This is a genomic window from Halomonas sp. V046, assembly GCF_052645355.1.
This window is the reverse complement of record NZ_JBQXYF010000011.1, coordinates 173,177-188,608: the sequence shown is the minus strand read 5'-3', so window position 1 is coordinate 188,608 and position 15,432 is coordinate 173,177. Positions and strand designations below refer to the sequence as shown.

Below are 15,432 nucleotides of genomic sequence, written 5' to 3'. Positions count from 1 at the left end.
TTATAGTGAATTGGCGGCCCCATCCGCTACAATGCGGGCATTCTCGCGGTGGCCTGCCGCCACCTCCGGCCAAGGGAGACAGGTTATGCCGGTGACCCTGTACCAGGTTGACCAGCACGTCTGGGACCAGCACGAGCAGGTACGCCTCGATCTGACGCGCATCTACTCGGATGCCCCGCAAGAGCGTCTCCAGGCGTCTCCCGGTGCCTATGTGACGCGTCGGCTGGAGTCCGGCTTCTTCTGGGCGGCACGCTTCAACGATCGCCTGCTGGGTGCCGTCGCGGTAGCGCCGGCGGATGGCATCTGGAGCCTGTTTGACCTGTGCGTGCGCAAGACCACGCGCCGCCGCGGCGTCGGCTCGCGTCTGCTGGGCCTGGTCAGCGCCGAGGCCAACAGTCAGCACCTGAAGCTGCGCGTGGCCGCCTCCCAACTGGAGATGGCCGATCAGGTCCTGCTCAAGCGCCTAGGCTACTACCTGACCCGTGACGGCGACTATTTTCAACTCGACCTCCCCACACAAGAGAGCGGTCAATGAAACGACTTGTAAGAACCCTGCTGGCAGTTGTTGGCGTCCTGGCCTTGGTGCTGGTGGGCGCGGTGGTCTACGTGACGACGTTCTTCAACCCCGAAGACCTGAAGCCGCGGCTGGTGGAGGTCGTGAAGGAGCACAGCGGGCTCGAGCTGTCGCTGGAAGGCCCATTGTCGTGGTCTTTCTATCCACGGATTGGCGTGAGTGTAGAGCAGGCCGAAGCCCGACTGCCCGAGGCCACGGATGACGGCGCGCCGTTCGCCGCTTTCGATCATGCCGCGGTGAGCCTAGCCTTTACCCCCTTGTTGCGCGGTGAGATCGCCGTCGACGGCCTGACCCTGGATGGGCTGTCGCTGAACCTGGCCCGGGACGAGCAGGGCCGCGGCAACTGGGAAAGCCTGGTCGAGCGGCTCGAGGATAAGGGCTCCGACGCCGAGCAGGCACTGGCGCCGGCCAGTGCGGGCCCCAACCCGGATGGCGACGACGGTGGGTTATCCGTGGCGCTCAACATTGCCAGCGTCGAAGTGACCAATGGCACACTCCGGTTGATCAACGCCCAGGGCGGCCGCGAGTGGTTGGCCGAGGACCTCACCATCAGCGGCAGCAACGTCAATCCGACATCGGCCTTTCCGCTGACGTCTGATTTTTCGTTGAAGGTCTTCGATCAGCTCGATGGCGAGGAGCGCACGCCGAGTCTGGATAGCGACATCAGCCTCGACACTCGGGTCAACCTCGGCCTGGTCGAGAAACGCCACGTGCTGTCCAAGTTGACCCTGGAGACCAGCACCCTGCTGGCCGGTGCCGCCGAGGCACAGCAGGCCACCCTGACCAGCGAGGAAGTCGTGCTGGACCTGGGGCAGCAGCGCCTGCACATGGCGCCGAGTCAGCTCGATACCAACCTGATCGACCCGCGCCTGGGCGACAAGCGCCTGCCCCTGACCCTCGGCTTTCAGCTTGAGTCCGATCTCGCCGCGGGCACCGCCCAACTGCGTGAGCTGGCGCTGTCTGGCCCCGACGAGCTCTCGCTCAAGGGCAATCTGAACCTGAGCGAGTTGAAGACCGCACCGAGCTACTCCGGTCAACTGCGTCTGGCACCGATGTCGCTGCGTGCCTGGTTGTCGCGACTCGATGCCCTGCCGCGCATGGCCGATGACGGCGCCCTTGCCGAGGTCGCGCTGACCAGCCCCGTCGAGGGCAACCTGGAGCAGCTATCGCTGAACGGCCTGACCCTGGTGCTCGACGACAGTACCTTTAGCGGCGATATCGGCGCACGATTCGATGGCCGGAGGGTCGATATCGACCTGGAAGGCGATCGCCTGAATCTCGATAGCTACCTGCCGCCTTCTCAGCAGCCGGAGACCGCCTCTCGCCTGCCTGGGGTTGGTGTTGCGGTGGCTCAAGACGACGCTCCGTCGATCCTGCCGGCCGAGTGGCTGGCGCAGCTTGACGAAAGCGTCTCGCTGGTACTTGGCCAGCTGTCTCTCGGCGGACAGGAGTTCAAGGACGTCTCGCTGAACCTTGAAGGGCAGGGTGGTCAGCATCGCTTGACCGACTTCGACGCAGGCTTCCATGAAGGGCGCCTGCAGGCCACTGGCTCGCTGGATGCCACCGCAACGCCGCTGGCGTGGCAGGTCTCACCCACCATCGAAGGCGTTCGCCTGGAGTCGCTGCTGACCTCGCTGGGGGAAGAACCCGCACCGCTGAGCGGCTCCTTCGATGCCGATGGCGAGCTCACCACCCGCGGCAATGCTAGCCACGAGCTGGTTCGTAACCTGAACGGCAGCCTGAGCACTCGTATCCATGAGGGCGCCATTCCACGCGCCAACGTGTCGCGTCAGCTATGCACCGCGGTGGCCCGCCTGGAAGGCGAAACGACGACGCGGGAATGGAGCGAGAACACCCGCTTCGAGCGGATTCAGGCGAGCTTCGATGTTCGCAACGGCGTCGCCCACAACGAGGACCTGCTGATTACCCTGCCGGGTATCGAAATGAACGGCGAAGGCCAGCTCGACCTGGGCTCCAAGGAGTTCGATGCGCGCGGCAGTGCAGGCTTCGTCGACACCGCCGATGCCGCCTGCAACGTCAACCCGCGACTCGAGAAAGTCCCCTTCCCGGTGCGCTGCCAGGGCACGCTCGGCACCGATAGCAGCGAATGGTGTGCCTTCGATGCCGAAGCGTTCCAGTCCAATCTGGGGCAACTTGCCAGCGACGAAGCCAAGCGCCGCCTGCAGGAAGAGGCACAAGACAGGATCGGCGAGGAGCTCAAGGGCCTCGATGATCGTATCGGTGAAAAGGCCGGTGAGGAACTTCGCGATGCTCTGCGTGGTCTATTTAACTGAGCATCAAGCAAGCCAGTCCCTGCGCCGACCCCTGTGTCGGCGCTTTTTTTCGTGTCGCCCATGACCGCTGACTCAAGTTGCTGTTTCTTATGACAGATGCATCCCCCTCCCTGCTCGACTCAGGCGCTCCTGTGCTGGGTCGTACGGCCTTCTCGCAGCGCCTGCTCGACTGGTTCGATCGCCACGGACGTCACGACCTCCCCTGGCAGCACGATCGCACGCCCTACCGGGTCTGGGTGTCGGAAATCATGCTGCAACAAACCCAGGTGGCCACGGTAATTCCCTATTTTGAACGCTTCATGCAGCGCTTTCCTGATGTGGCGGCCCTGGCCGAGGCTAGCCAGGATGAGGTGCTGCATCTGTGGACCGGGCTGGGCTACTACGCCAGGGGCCGGAACTTGCACAAAGCGGCGAGGGTCGTCACGGCAGAGCACGGCGGTCGCTTTCCGGTGCATAGCCTGGACGCCATGGTCGCCTTGCCGGGGGTTGGGCGCTCTACCGCTGGCGCCGTTATCGCCCAGAGCACGGGGGACCGTGCCGTGATTCTGGATGGCAACGTCAAGCGCGTGCTGACTCGGCTTCATGCGCTGGAAGGCTGGGCAGGACGACCGGCGGTCGAGCGCGGCCTATGGCGCCTGGCGGAGCACTACACGCCGCAGGGGCGGGTGGTGGATTTCACCCAGGCGATGATGGACCTGGGGGCGACACTTTGCCGGCGCGGCCAGCCGGACTGTGAGCGCTGCCCCTTCAACGACGTCTGCGTGGCCCATGCCCGTGGCGAAGAGCGGCGTTTCCCCGAGCCGAAGCCCAAGAAGGCCATCCCGGTGCGTACCACGCGCATGCTGGTGCTGCGTGATGCGTGCGGCCACATCCTGCTGGAACAGCGGCCCTCCCAGGGCCTCTGGGGAGGACTCTGGAGCCTGCCGCAGTTCGATGGCGATGACGAGATCGACGACTGGCTGGCGCTGCACGCCCCCTTGGCGAGGCGCGAACAGGCCTGGGCAAGCTTCGTCCACGTGTTCAGCCACTTCCGCCTGGAGATTACCCCGGTGCCGGCAAGCGTCAGTTCATTGGATGCGGTGGGAGAAACGCGCCGATGGTACGATCCCGAACAGCCCGATGCCGTCGGCCTCGCCGCCCCGGTGAAGAAACTGCTCGAGTCCCTGACGCCATTTGCGCTGACACCGCCTTGAGCGGGCCTTGAAACAGCCCTGAGCGGGTCGTGAAGCAAACAGCCTTGAGCGGGTCGTGAAGCAAACAGCCTTGAGCGGGCCTTGAAACAGCCTTGAGACACCCAGGTCCTGTGACCCGCACCAGTCGAGAGGCACCGTCGGGGGCATCGTCATGCAGCCGACGCCCGACGGCCTTATGCCTGCACCTCGGCGCCTGTTACCGTGGGCGCATCCACCCCTCTACCAAGTCGTCGTCCTCCAAGGAGAGCCCCATGAGTCAGACCGTATTCTGCCGCAAGTATCAGAAGGAGCTCGATGCTCTGCCGTTTGCGCCGCTGCCCGGCAAGAAGGGCCAGGAAGTCCAGGCGACGGTGTCGCGTCAGGCCTGGGAAGAGTGGCAGGCCCTGCAAACTCGTCTGATCAACGAGAAGCACCTCAACATGCTCGCCCCCGATAGTCGCAAGTACTTGATGGAGCAGCTGGAACGCTTCCTCGACAACGAAGAGACCGACCAGGCTGAAGGCTACGTGCCGCGTGGTCAGTAGCTTTGCACAGGACGGCTAAGGCCACGCCATCTTGATGAAAGAAAAAGGGTTGACGGGAAACGGAGGAATTGGTTTAATACGTCGCGTTGGCAAGGGGCCAGATAGCTCAGTTGGTAGAGCAGGGGATTGAAAATCCCCGTGTCGGCGGTTCGATTCCGTCTCTGGCCACCAACTCTGCTGGGGTATCGCCAAGTGGTAAGGCACCGGTTTTTGGTATCGGCATGCGCAGGTTCGAATCCTGCTACCCCAGCCACGCCAACCCCCTTTTGGGGGCTTCGCTCAGAGCAGCATTGAGCAGAGTTCCAATGCAGCAAACGGCCTTATGGTCGGTCCCGAGCCGGCATAGCTCAGTTGGTAGAGCAACTGACTTGTAATCAGTAGGTCCCGGGTTCGACTCCTGGTGCCGGCACCATCTAAAAGATGGTTGGGAATCAACAGCTTGCTGCAACATCAAAACCGCCCTTGAAGGCGGTTTTTTTGTGTCTACATAGATAAAACACATAGTTCGGACGGCTTTCTACTCATGAGGCGGGTTAATTTTTTGCAGTGAAGGCCTCTCACTGAAGGCGTGATGAACCGCAACATACAGTTTTCCGGGCTTTTTTAACTGTGCTCGTACTTTTGTGTTTTCGGCTGCTCCCAGCAAGATTCGTCCCACTGTCAATTCTTTTGGCAATCTTTCAACAGCGCTTGGTGTGAGAATCTTAGCGCTGTACTCAGGGCTTGATCGAAAATGATGTGAAATTTTGTGTGGTGCTAGCGTCAGCCATCGCTGAAAACCTGACTTAAAGCGTAGAAGCTGCAATTGGGAAATTGTCGTGGGCTGCTTCCCGGTATTCGCAATCGAAATGTAGGTGACGCGCTCAGCACAGCTGTTGGGCTGAAGTTTAAGTGTATCTAGCTGTACGCGGATTTTCAGCTTTGGACCATCTTGGAAGTGTTTGTAGACCTGCCAAGCCAAAGAGGCAACACCCGTGCATGCGCCGATTGCAGCCACTATACTGATTTCTGTAGACATTCTACTCCTTATCTTTTGCAGTGGTTGATCCTACCAAACATCATATCCGATATGGCGTTTAGAACTATTCCGTTCCGGGCCAGGGCACGATCAGTGTGCTGAGGTCATACACATCCAGCATAGCGGCTGAACGGTGGCCGCTGGCCTCTTGCTTGTCGTGACGGGTGCCTTGGGTGTCGGTGATGCCGCGACGCTTCAAGTCGTGTAGACCGAACCGCTCGTCCTTGGTGATCACCTCTTCCTCGATGGCCATCTTGATCAGCCGCTGCCAGGCGGTGTCCCGGCCCGATTTCCGCAGTTCGCTGTTAGCTCACTGATCTCGGCGTCGTAGAGTTGTGACCGATGATGTTGCGGCTGTAGACATCCGTTATCAGATACAAATTCTGCCAGGTGCCGTACGCCGGGCCGGGAAGCCATGGGTTGTCTCAACACCAAACCCACGGCCGCCGCTGTGGCCGTGGTGCCATCCACTTTCGCCAGGATCACCAATCGCGTGGTGCGTTCCACTAGCGTACCGACGGCAGAGCGATTGTTGGCGCCGATGATGAGATCGCCTTCCCAGTGGCCAGGCATCAGACGATCTTCGACCTCAGGCGGTCGCGCGTGGATGCTGACCGGGTCGGGAATCTGGTTGCGTCGATCCGTGCCACGACTCCGTGACCGTCGCTTGCCGTTGGCCTGCCGCAGGTAGGCGATGAGTTCCTTTTTGAGACTACCGCGGGGCATCCACATAGAGCGCGTTGTAGATGGCCTCATGCGACACCCGTCGATGTGAATCGTTGGGAGACAAGCACTTCAGCGTGCGGGCCATCTGTTGCGGTGGCCGGTACTTGTGCAGCAGATGGGCCACGACTTAAAACAGACTCCCTGTCGGGGTGCAGCTTAGGATGCCGGCGGGGCCGGTGACGCGTTAGGTGAGCCCGATAGCCCGCCAGGCCGGCATGGTAACCTTTGGTGGGAGGCGAGCAATTTTCCGCGACACGGTACTCGGTGCACGGCTCAGATGATGGTCGATGGCCAGAATCGAGTGAGTCGCTCGCATCATCATGATGGTGGCTCGGTCTTCAGCAGTGAGATGGCGGTAGCAATGGATCATGGCAATACCGTACCTGATGAGTCTGGTGTTGCACTTGGCCATTGAAACCGCCGAATGATGCCTGCTTACAAGAGAAGCTGGCGATAGCTTATGGCACTACCTTACATCCCCAGTTTAAAGTACAAGAATGACCAAAGTGAGAAAGATAGCAGCAACATGATTGCGATCATGATCCAAACACCTCTATACTCTTTATACAGCAAGGCACGGCCGTTCTTACGGGATAGAATACTCTCAATGGTTGCCTGAGATGGTAGTTCTTTCCGGATCTCTAGATAACTATTGACTTCATAGGGGCTAGGAGACTTGACTACCGCAACAATGACAAGTGAGAGTGTGCCCAATACACTGGAAATCATTAGCTTGTCGATATTTTCAGGTAATACCACTAAGTTATGGCGCTGAAGCTCACCAACTACGACAAAACTAATGGAGCCCACCAGCATACAAGTCAACGCAGCAGTCGCGTTCATTCTTCTCCATGTCAGCGATGCCACGATAGTGGGCAACCAGGCCACCGCAAAAATCGCCCCCGCATAGATGGATATCCAGTAGATTCCAGCGGGCTTCGCAATTGCCACAGCGCAAACGATAATGGCGACGATAGCTTGGGAGAACCGTCCGAGAATAATTCCTTTATGCTCTGATACTTTCTTGTCAAATAACTTTTCGTAAAGATCTCGGGCTAGCGCAAATCCCGTTAGAACGAAAAGTGTCGAGGCGGTAGACATGATAGATGCCATCAGCCCAGCCAAACCAACTCCCGCCAACGCAGGATTGGTATGCTCCATGAAACCGACGATCATGACGCGATCGAGTGGTTCAATAGAAGGGTCAATAACCTTCATGGCCGAGGCAGCTAAGAACACCATAAGTTGCATGGCTGGTGCGAAAAATATCCCTACGACTGCTACCCTGAGTACAACAAAGTCGCTTTTGGCAGGAAATACTCTCGATACCAAAGCGGGTGTGCAGGCAAAGAACAACACCCAGACCAAGAATTGGGAGACCGACCAGCTCAAAGGGCGCTGTTCAGTTCCCGCCAATGTCCAATATCCACTGTATTTTTCGCCCAAGGCTCTCATGGAATCAAACCCAGCAGTATCCATGAGAAGCGGAGCTATAATGAAGGCAATGGCCAGCATCGAGAAGAACATCATCGTGTCGGTATAGATGACACCATACATGCCAGACAGACTGCAAAAGGCTAATAATGCAAGAGTAAAGGCAATAATGATGACCGGGAACGGTACATCAATGATTTCCGCAAGCACCAGGCCCGCCCCAATTAATTGGATGATGCCGTAGCCTAGAAGTCCGATGACCATCAATACTAAGGCGACAACGCTTACCCACTTATTGTTGAAGCGGTAGTCGAAGAAATCCATCATGGTCTTGCAGTTCAGTGACCGGAGTTTTCTGCCAATGTAAACGACGGCTATTAATGTGCCGACCCAGGCACCAAATGACCCCAACCCCCCAAGAACTACAGGGCCTTCTTTATAAGATATTCCGGCAATGCCCATCAGCGTGACGGCACTTAGGTACGTTGCGGCCAGAGTTCCTACAATCAGAAGGGTAGAACCCTGCTGCCCCATGACATAGAAGTCGTTCTTGTTCTTAATCCTCTTGGTTAAGAGTGCGGCGACGATAACATATGAGGCAAGAACGATCGAAAATATGGATATTGTCATCTTGACACCCGGTTATTTGGTTTCTTTGCCCGCCAAACCTGACGTTTCGCAATCCGGTTCTTTGTTTTTATACACATCTCTAATTACAGGTCTGTATTCTCTCAATAATATGGTGCCAACCCATGCTGCCGAGAATACGGTTGTTAAGAATGCATTGCCAAAGAGCAAGGCGAGGCTTGTGTTCATAGTATCCGCTCCATAGTTTACCTGTTGTCATTTTCTTTGCTAAGATGGGCCTCTTCCACGCCACACCAGTTGGCAATGAACAGTGCAATTGTTTTGGTGACCAGTCTCACTGACTCAATGTCAACTCTTTCATCAAAGCCGTGAATGTCATGTGATTTTGGTCCATATACGAGGGTAGGCATGTCTCCATAAATCGTGAAGACGCGGGCGTCAAGGTATCCCGGAGTGGTGAAGGTTTGGAGCTCACTTTTAAATGCTGTTTGATGACATTCTCTTAATGTCATTTCAGCATCCGATCCTTCTTTCAAAACATACCCTTCAGCGTTAAATCCTGTGTACGTGATTGTGGGAGGGACTCCCCCCATTCTAGGGTCCTCTCTCACTGCCGATTTTAGTGTTTCTTTAATTTCTTTCTTTGCTTGGTCCGTGCTAATTCCCGGGTAGATCGCAGCACGAATATCAAATTCACACCATGGTGGAACGGTGGACGGCCAGTCACCCCCATTGATCTTGCCGACGTTGAAGTTGATCGGGTGCTCAAGATCTTCGAAATAAGGGTGATCGTTTTTTTGACTGTTCCACTGTTCTTCCAGCTTACGCAAAGCGTGGATAGAAGCATAAGCGGCATCGATGGCGTTGAATCCCTGGTCCATCTCGCGCGTATGTGAAGGTTTTCCCGTGACTCTCACCTTAAACCACAGGACACCGACGTTTGCCCTTACCAGCATGTTTTCCTCTGGTTCCGGGATAATAACCGCATCCGCCTGATAGCCGCGCAGCAGTGCGGAAAGCGCACCATTACCCGTGCATTCCTCTTCGACTACGGACTGAAAGTAAATGGGGGCTTGGGGTAGCAAACCCGATGCACGTACGGCATCGTAGGCGGCTAGATTAGCCACGAGGCCCGCCTTCATATCGGCGGCCCCACGTCCATACATCCAGCCATCGATGATTTCAGGATCCCACGGGGAACGGCTCCACATTTCTGCTGGGCCAGTGGGCACTACATCGATGTGGCCGTTGAGAATCAGCGAACGTCCTTTTGATTGGCTAGGTCGATAGGTGCCGACAACATTGAACGCATTTTCATAGGAGACAGTGACAGGTCCAAAGCCTTCGTGGTGTTGTATATCTTCTACATCGATTTTCCATCGGTCCATGGAAAACCCACGTTCAGACATCGCATTGAATAGAAAATCCTGAGCTGTATGCTCTTGCCCCCGAAGTGATGGGTATTTGACAAGTTCTTGAGTAAATTTAAGCTGTTCGTCGAAAAGAAAATCAACCGAGTTTAAAATGCGCTTGACCTGGCTTTCTTTTAGCATATCATGCATCCTAGTTTGAGTTCTGGTGTTAGATATTATTAAGCCCGGCCTTGCGCCTCGTCAATCCATGATTTTTAATGTGCAGTATAAGCAGGGCTAATGGGTTGTAGTAGAATTGGATGGCTCGCAGTAGACTTCAGATAAAAGGTCATTGTTAAAAAGGTGAGGGGAAATGGATAGACTTGACTGGAACCTGCTACGTACCTTCTTGGTCATTGTTCAAATGAGAAGTATAAGTGCTGCCGCCACCAAGCTCCACATTACTCAATCTGCCGTCAGTCAATCACTTAAACGCCTAGAAAACCAACTTGATAGAAAGCTGGTAGAACGAAGTGGTGGACAGTTTATAGTTACTCGCTCAGGTCAGCATGTCTACAAAGTGGCAGAGGCGGCATATAAAGATGTCTCGCGATTGTCGCTTATTCCACTTCTAAAGCAAGATGATGTCGTTGGTAATATAAAGGTTTTAGTGGCTAGTCGCATACAGTCAAATGTGTATGACCACTTTTGGTTGTCGTTCAGAAATAAATACCCTGCTATAGATGTCCATCTAGAGGTGATGCGCAGCGATGACATCATAAATACCGTTCAGAAATCCACAGCCGCCATTGGGATTGGGCTTTCCCCAAGGCGATCCAAAGGCCTTGAGCGAGAACTTTTTCTCAAGCAAAGATACTCCTTGTATTGTGGCGTTAATCACCGGTTTTTTGGGAAAGAAAGCATTCGCCTAGACTCGCTTGTTGATGAGGATTTTGTGTCATTTTCTAGTGATGTGATAGGAGGGAGCCTTTCACCATTGACCATTTTTCGTGATCAGCATGGTTTTACTGGGCGAGTAATTGCTACCTCGCCAAATTATGACGAAATAATACGATTGATGGTTTCTGGCTACGGGATTGGCAGTTTGCCACGTCATAGTGCCGACTTGAAGGTAAGGGAAGGGGTGTTGTGGAAACTACCTCCTGATGAGGGGTTGTGTGATATTGAGCTTTACTTGCTATGGAGGAAAGGTTCGCTAACCTTGGCGGGGCAAGCATTTGTTGATGAGTTTATGTGCCACATGCAGGGCTATACCATGGAGGAGCGGGCCATGTGCGACTTATAGATACAGGGGTTGGATGTTAAGCTGGCGAAGATGGGCTGTATTTTTATTGCTGTCGGAAACTTTCTTCGTCAGTTCGTCCTGGTTGATCTTCCCTGGTTTTAAGCGCCTATTCAAAATTAATCTTGTGATCAGTTCCATAACCATCGAGCAGGTGGTGTACCTCGTCACAGCGTCGGTCAAATTGGAGGTGCGCGTAGGGTCTCGGATGTTCAATTGACGAGGATTTTGGATCAGCTACTTATAGATACTTTCAGACCTCGTGCTTAAAGGCACCAGGGGCCCCCGCTAAAGGCTTCCTGTGTAACCTCCGGCTGAAGGCAAATTCGGCTCCCTCACGCCCGGTCCACCTTCCCAACGCCGCTTTAGGGCGGTGGCGTTGCTGACCGCCAAGGCGCTTCGCAACGCTCGGCGTTGGCGTTGGCGTTGGCGTCGGTCTCGGGGCTCGGATGATTGTTCCACTGGTGGCATTGTTATTGCCATTCGCCGTGTGTCTCTTTCTGGTTCGCATACCTACAGTGGCTTTACGCGTCGTAGCGAGTAGCGGCACTGAGCCTGTCAAACACCATTTTTGCTCCTGAACCTGAACCTGAACCTGCAGCGTTGTTGCGTCCATCGGCTGTCACCGGTCATCAATGCGTTCGAGCCGGTGCACCGACAAGCGTGCCTATTCGCTGATCAACAGCACCTCTCATTCGGATCGCTATGACGTCGCGGATCAACCGAAACCGGAAACCCAGTGAGGGTCAGCATTCGTGCACGGACTGGAAGGAGGCGACTGCACCACCGTCTCCTGGTCATGCAACAGGACAACGTGCCGACCCCGGCGTCATACGCTGGAACAGGTCGTGATTCACTCGCAGCTGTCACTTTGGAGAAAGGTAGATGGAATTTTCGATTGGCTGTAACGGCCGTGGCGTGATGCACGTTGAACCGGTATCGGTCGATGAGCAGTTTCGCATGATCAGGGACTCCGGCGTGTTCGATCATTTCGATCGCATGCCGCAACACGGCCAGGAGCAGGAATACCTGCGGGCGTCGGAAAAGTATGGTGTCCCCATCCGCACGGGGCTGTGGTCCTATGTCGCCGGGCGTGACGAGGCGTTGCTGGAGCAGAACCTGCGCCTGTGCAAAAGCGTCGGTGGCGAGTTCCATAACATCATGCTCTACAACAATCACGCCGAGGGGCATGTCATCACCGATAGTGAGATCGTCGATTTCTACCTTCATGCCTATGAGACCAGCCAGAAAATCGGGATCGATATCGGTTTCGAAGTCCATATCTACATGTGGAGTGAGGATTTTCGGCGCATCAGCCGCGTGGCCCGGCAGGTCGAGGCCCGTGGAGTGCCGTTCCATTTCGTCCTGGATCATAGCCATGTTCTGCTCAAGGTCGACAATGCTGAAGAGCAGGACGCCAGCGGCATCCGGCAAGACGTTGAAACGGGGCGGCTGATCATCGATCCCTACGAGCCGGGCAATGTCCTGGACGAATGGATCGACATGAACATGATCCAGTGGCTACAGATCCGGCCGGTGTCGCCCAACGGTCCGAAGAACCCTTGGCAACTGAAAGAGGGGGGCACCTATGGCCGGGCTTGTCAGTACCCCTTTTTCAGGCCTGCCCCGGGGGAGTGGCATGTCCCGTGGCAGGCGTACCGCGTCGAACCGTGCAAGGAAGTGGTGCGTCGGGTACTGCGTCATCACCGCGATACCGCCGACAGTCCCCTGCGCTATATCACCACCGACATGATCGATATGCCGGACTACGGTGGCGGAGTGCGATATTCGCTGTTCGAACAGAATGTCGCGATCGCCGAGTGGTTCCGCCATGCCTGGAGTGAGATCAAAGCCGAGACATCCGCCGACACTCAGGCGGCTCGGCCGTGACCACTAGAGCTGCTGTTGCTTAAGTCAGGGATGCGCAGCGGGCACAGCAGGATCATGCACGCGATGGTCGGCACCACGGCATTGATGTGGTAACCCGCGAGGTGAGCCAGGCCAGATAGGGCGGCGAGGATGGCAACGGTGGGGAGCGCACTGGTGCGCAGGTTGCCATCGCGCCGGGTGTGGCCATGACGATACCTGCCATTGCCGGTGTTGCCGCCGCCAGACGATGACGAACTCTGTAGCCATTGCCTCTATGAAGATCGTCTTATTCTGGTGACGAGTGCAGGCTCCAGGTTAGCCGAGCATCCCCCAAGGCGTCTGTCGGACCTCAACAGTGAGGGCTTCATCTGGTTCGAGCGTAGCGCGTCCCCCGTGTACCACGACAAGCTGATACATGCCTTTCAGCGTAGGGGGTTCACCCCCCACGTTGTGCAGGAAGGGACCGACAACGCCACGATGCTCTGCCTGGTGGCGGCGGGCATGGGCTGCACGATATTGCCGGAGATGACCATGGCCGGCGCGCCCGACGGCGTGGTGAGCCATCGTCTGACGGATCTCGACCTGACACTTCCCTTGATGCTGGTGTGGCGCAGGGACGCTAGCCTGCCAGCGGTTCGGCGGCTGATCGAAATCGCCGAGTCCCAGGCCCTGGGGCCGGCAACGCGATGACAGCACGGTCGTCGTTGCAGCCATCATGACGTGATAGACAAAAGGCCGCCTCTCGGGCGGCCTTTGTTGTCTCTGGCGCGGGTCGAGTGCCTGTCTGCCGCCCGCAGTATCACCGCATCATCACAGTGTCTTCACAACACCATGGCGGCTATCCAGGCGAATACCAGCATGCCGATGTTGCAGTGGAGGAAGGTCGGGATGACGCTGTCGCGGATATGATCGTGCTGGCCGTCGGCGTTTAGGCCGGCTGTGGCGCCGAGGGTGATGGTCGAGGCCGGTGAGCCGGCGTCACCGAGCGCCGCCGAGGCCCCCAACAGGGCCATTACCGCCAGCGGGTCGAAGCCAAGCGTCAGTGCCAGGGGCACGTAGATGGGAGCGAGGATCGGCACGCTGGCAAAGGAATCGCCGAAGCCGATGGTGATGAAGAGCCCCACGAGCAGCATCACGGCGGCGCCGAGCGCCATGTTGTCGCCGATCAACTCCGCCGAGGCCTTGACCACGGCGTCGATTTCACCGGTGGCAGTGAGCACGCCGGCGAAGCCCGAAGCGATGGTAATGATCACGGCGATCTGGGCCATCATCCGCAGGCCGTCGGTGAAAACGTCATCCTGCTCCTGCCAGCGGAAGATGCCGGAAGCGCCAAGAATCAGAAACCCGACCATGGCGCCGATCAGCAGAGAGTCGAATTTGAGCTGGAAGGTGAGCGCCACCGCCAGGGCGGCGACCGTGATCAGCAGCTGCGTAGGCTTGAGCCTGGGGGCTGGCGGATGGCAGACCACCGGGGCGTCGGCGGGCGGCTCGGCATACTGGCGTGGGCGACGGTAGGTAATGAAGACGGCGACCAGCAGGCCAGCGACTAAGCCCATGACCGGCAGGAACATGGCCTGCGGCGCCATGGCGGCGGTGGCCGTGAGCCCCTGAGCCTCGCCAACGCTGTTAATGTTGGCGAGCAGGATCTCGTTGAGGAAGATGGCGCCGAAGCCGGTGGGCAGCAGCAGGTAGCTTGCGCTGATGGAACACGCCAGGATGCAGGCCACGGCGCGACGGTCGATCTTGAGTCGGTTGAGTACGCCAAGTAGCGGCGGTATCAGGATGGGAATGAAGGCGATATGCACCGGCACCAGGTTCTGGGAGATCAGCGAGGCGAAGATGAACAGTCCGAAGAGCGTCCATTTCACACCCTTGCCGGTGGCCTGCTCGTCGGTCCCAAGGCGTGCCGAGATCGCTCCGGCGAGCAGTTCCAGCAGGCCGCTGCGCGAGAGTGCGACGGCGAAGGCGCCGACCATCACGTAGGTCAAGCCGACCTGGGCGCCGATCAGCAGGTTGTCGTTGAAGGCGGCGATGGCGTCGCCCATGGAGAGTCCTGCGTGCAGGGCACCGAGCATGGCGGCGGTGATCAGGGCGATGGCCACCGGGATGCGCAGCAGGCACAGCGCGATCATGCACACGATGGTCAGCACCACGGCATTGATGTGGTACCCCGCGAGGTGAGCCAGGCCATAGAGGGCGGCGAGGATGGCAACGGTGGGGAGCACTCGCGCTCGGGCGAAGCAATCGCTTGTGCGGGGCGTCTCGACGAGGGTGTTCTCGGGCATGGGGGCTCCGGCTCGGGACAAGTCTTGTTGTCCAGGTGGGGTGTCCAGGAAGAAGTCTCCGCCTGCGATGAACGCGGCGGTGCACCGACGCTTGTCTCTTCTGATGGAAACGTTGAGGGTCGGGCGCGTTTATCGCTAGCGGGCGAATGATACCCTAGAGAGGCCCTGATTGGCTCTCGATAGGGGGCGAGGCGAGACGAGGCTCATGCGCTTGGAACCTTGCCGACGGGATCTGTCCGACGGTGGCAGGCACCCCTCTACTTGCGCATTCG

12 protein-coding genes, 3 tRNA genes and 1 pseudogene are annotated in these 15,432 nt (G+C 57.4%); 10 read left to right on the top strand and 6 right to left on the bottom strand.

Features of this window, described 5'->3' with window-relative positions; all coding sequences use genetic code 11:
- Nucleotides 1-85 precede the first annotated feature (85 nt).
- The 7 genes from ACUN9Y_RS16150 to ACUN9Y_RS16120 all read left to right on the top strand — a co-directional run bounded on the left by ACUN9Y_RS16150 (nt 86) and on the right by ACUN9Y_RS16120 (nt 4,997).
- Complete coding sequence (locus tag ACUN9Y_RS16150) at nt 86-535, top strand: acetyl-CoA sensor PanZ family protein (protein ID WP_445461748.1); 450 nt, start codon at nt 86-88, stop codon at nt 533-535.
- Complete coding sequence (locus ACUN9Y_RS16145; RefSeq protein ID WP_445461747.1) at nt 532-2,868, top strand: AsmA family protein; 2,337 nt, start codon at nt 532-534, stop codon at nt 2,866-2,868. Before ACUN9Y_RS16150 ends, ACUN9Y_RS16145 begins: the two co-directional genes overlap by 4 nt.
- 89 nt (nt 2,869-2,957) lie before the next feature.
- Complete coding sequence (gene mutY, locus ACUN9Y_RS16140) at nt 2,958-4,061, top strand: A/G-specific adenine glycosylase (protein ID WP_445461746.1); 1,104 nt, start codon at nt 2,958-2,960, stop codon at nt 4,059-4,061.
- A 251-nt stretch (nt 4,062-4,312) separates the two neighbouring features.
- Nucleotides 4,313-4,585 (top strand): oxidative damage protection protein, encoded by a 273-nt coding sequence (locus tag ACUN9Y_RS16135; RefSeq protein WP_445461745.1) that lies wholly within the window; start codon nt 4,313-4,315, stop codon nt 4,583-4,585.
- A 95-nt stretch (nt 4,586-4,680) separates the two neighbouring features.
- Nucleotides 4,681-4,756 (top strand) — tRNA-Phe (locus ACUN9Y_RS16130).
- A 7-nt stretch (nt 4,757-4,763) separates the two neighbouring features.
- A tRNA-Gln gene (locus ACUN9Y_RS16125) sits at nt 4,764-4,838 on the top strand.
- An 83-nt stretch (nt 4,839-4,921) separates the two neighbouring features.
- Nucleotides 4,922-4,997 (top strand) — tRNA-Thr (locus ACUN9Y_RS16120).
- Nucleotides 4,998-5,102: 105 nt separating this feature from the next.
- Here the strand turns inward: ACUN9Y_RS16120 and ACUN9Y_RS16115 are convergent.
- The 5 genes and pseudogenes from ACUN9Y_RS16115 to ACUN9Y_RS16095 all read right to left on the bottom strand — a co-directional run bounded on the left by ACUN9Y_RS16115 (nt 5,103) and on the right by ACUN9Y_RS16095 (nt 9,904).
- Nucleotides 5,103-5,603 carry a hypothetical protein gene (locus tag ACUN9Y_RS16115; RefSeq protein ID WP_445461744.1) on the bottom strand — a complete coding sequence of 167 codons (501 nt, stop codon included), beginning with the start codon at nt 5,601-5,603 and terminating at the stop codon, nt 5,103-5,105.
- 64 nt (nt 5,604-5,667) lie between these two features.
- The gene (locus tag ACUN9Y_RS16110; protein ID WP_445461743.1) at nt 5,668-5,856 is read right to left on the bottom strand and encodes a hypothetical protein; all 189 of its coding nucleotides are present in this window, start codon (nt 5,854-5,856) and stop codon (nt 5,668-5,670) included.
- Nucleotides 5,857-6,038: 182 nt separating this feature from the next.
- A pseudogene (locus tag ACUN9Y_RS16105) lies at nt 6,039-6,699 on the bottom strand (IS30 family transposase); the annotation flags it as partial.
- Between the two features lie 101 nt (nt 6,700-6,800).
- Nucleotides 6,801-8,393, bottom strand: a complete 1,593-nt coding sequence (locus tag ACUN9Y_RS16100; protein ID WP_445461742.1) for a sodium:solute symporter family protein — start codon at nt 8,391-8,393, stop codon at nt 6,801-6,803.
- A 203-nt stretch (nt 8,394-8,596) separates the two neighbouring features.
- On the bottom strand, nt 8,597-9,904 hold the full coding sequence (locus ACUN9Y_RS16095) for an ArgE/DapE family deacylase (RefSeq protein WP_445461741.1): 1,308 nt from the start codon (nt 9,902-9,904) through the stop codon (nt 8,597-8,599).
- Between the two features lie 172 nt (nt 9,905-10,076).
- Between ACUN9Y_RS16095 and ACUN9Y_RS16090 the strand changes: the two genes are divergently transcribed.
- The 3 genes from ACUN9Y_RS16090 (at nt 10,077) to ACUN9Y_RS16080 (ending at nt 13,565) form a co-directional block, all read left to right on the top strand.
- On the top strand, nt 10,077-11,009 hold the full coding sequence (locus tag ACUN9Y_RS16090; protein WP_445461740.1) for a LysR family transcriptional regulator: 933 nt from the start codon (nt 10,077-10,079) through the stop codon (nt 11,007-11,009).
- An 882-nt stretch (nt 11,010-11,891) separates the two neighbouring features.
- A complete protein-coding gene (locus ACUN9Y_RS16085; RefSeq protein ID WP_445461739.1) occupies nt 11,892-12,896 on the top strand; it encodes a hypothetical protein in 1,005 nt (334 codons plus the stop codon).
- Nucleotides 12,897-13,103: 207 nt separating this feature from the next.
- Nucleotides 13,104-13,565 carry a LysR family substrate-binding domain-containing protein gene (locus tag ACUN9Y_RS16080; protein WP_445461774.1) on the top strand — a complete coding sequence of 154 codons (462 nt, stop codon included), beginning with the start codon at nt 13,104-13,106 and terminating at the stop codon, nt 13,563-13,565.
- 131 nt (nt 13,566-13,696) lie between these two features.
- On the opposite strand, the gene ACUN9Y_RS16075 is transcribed toward ACUN9Y_RS16080, so the two are convergent.
- Nucleotides 13,697-15,160, bottom strand: coding sequence for a Na+/H+ antiporter family protein (locus ACUN9Y_RS16075; protein WP_445461738.1), 1,464 nt, complete (start codon nt 15,158-15,160; stop codon nt 13,697-13,699).
- Nucleotides 15,161-15,432 lie beyond the last annotated feature (272 nt).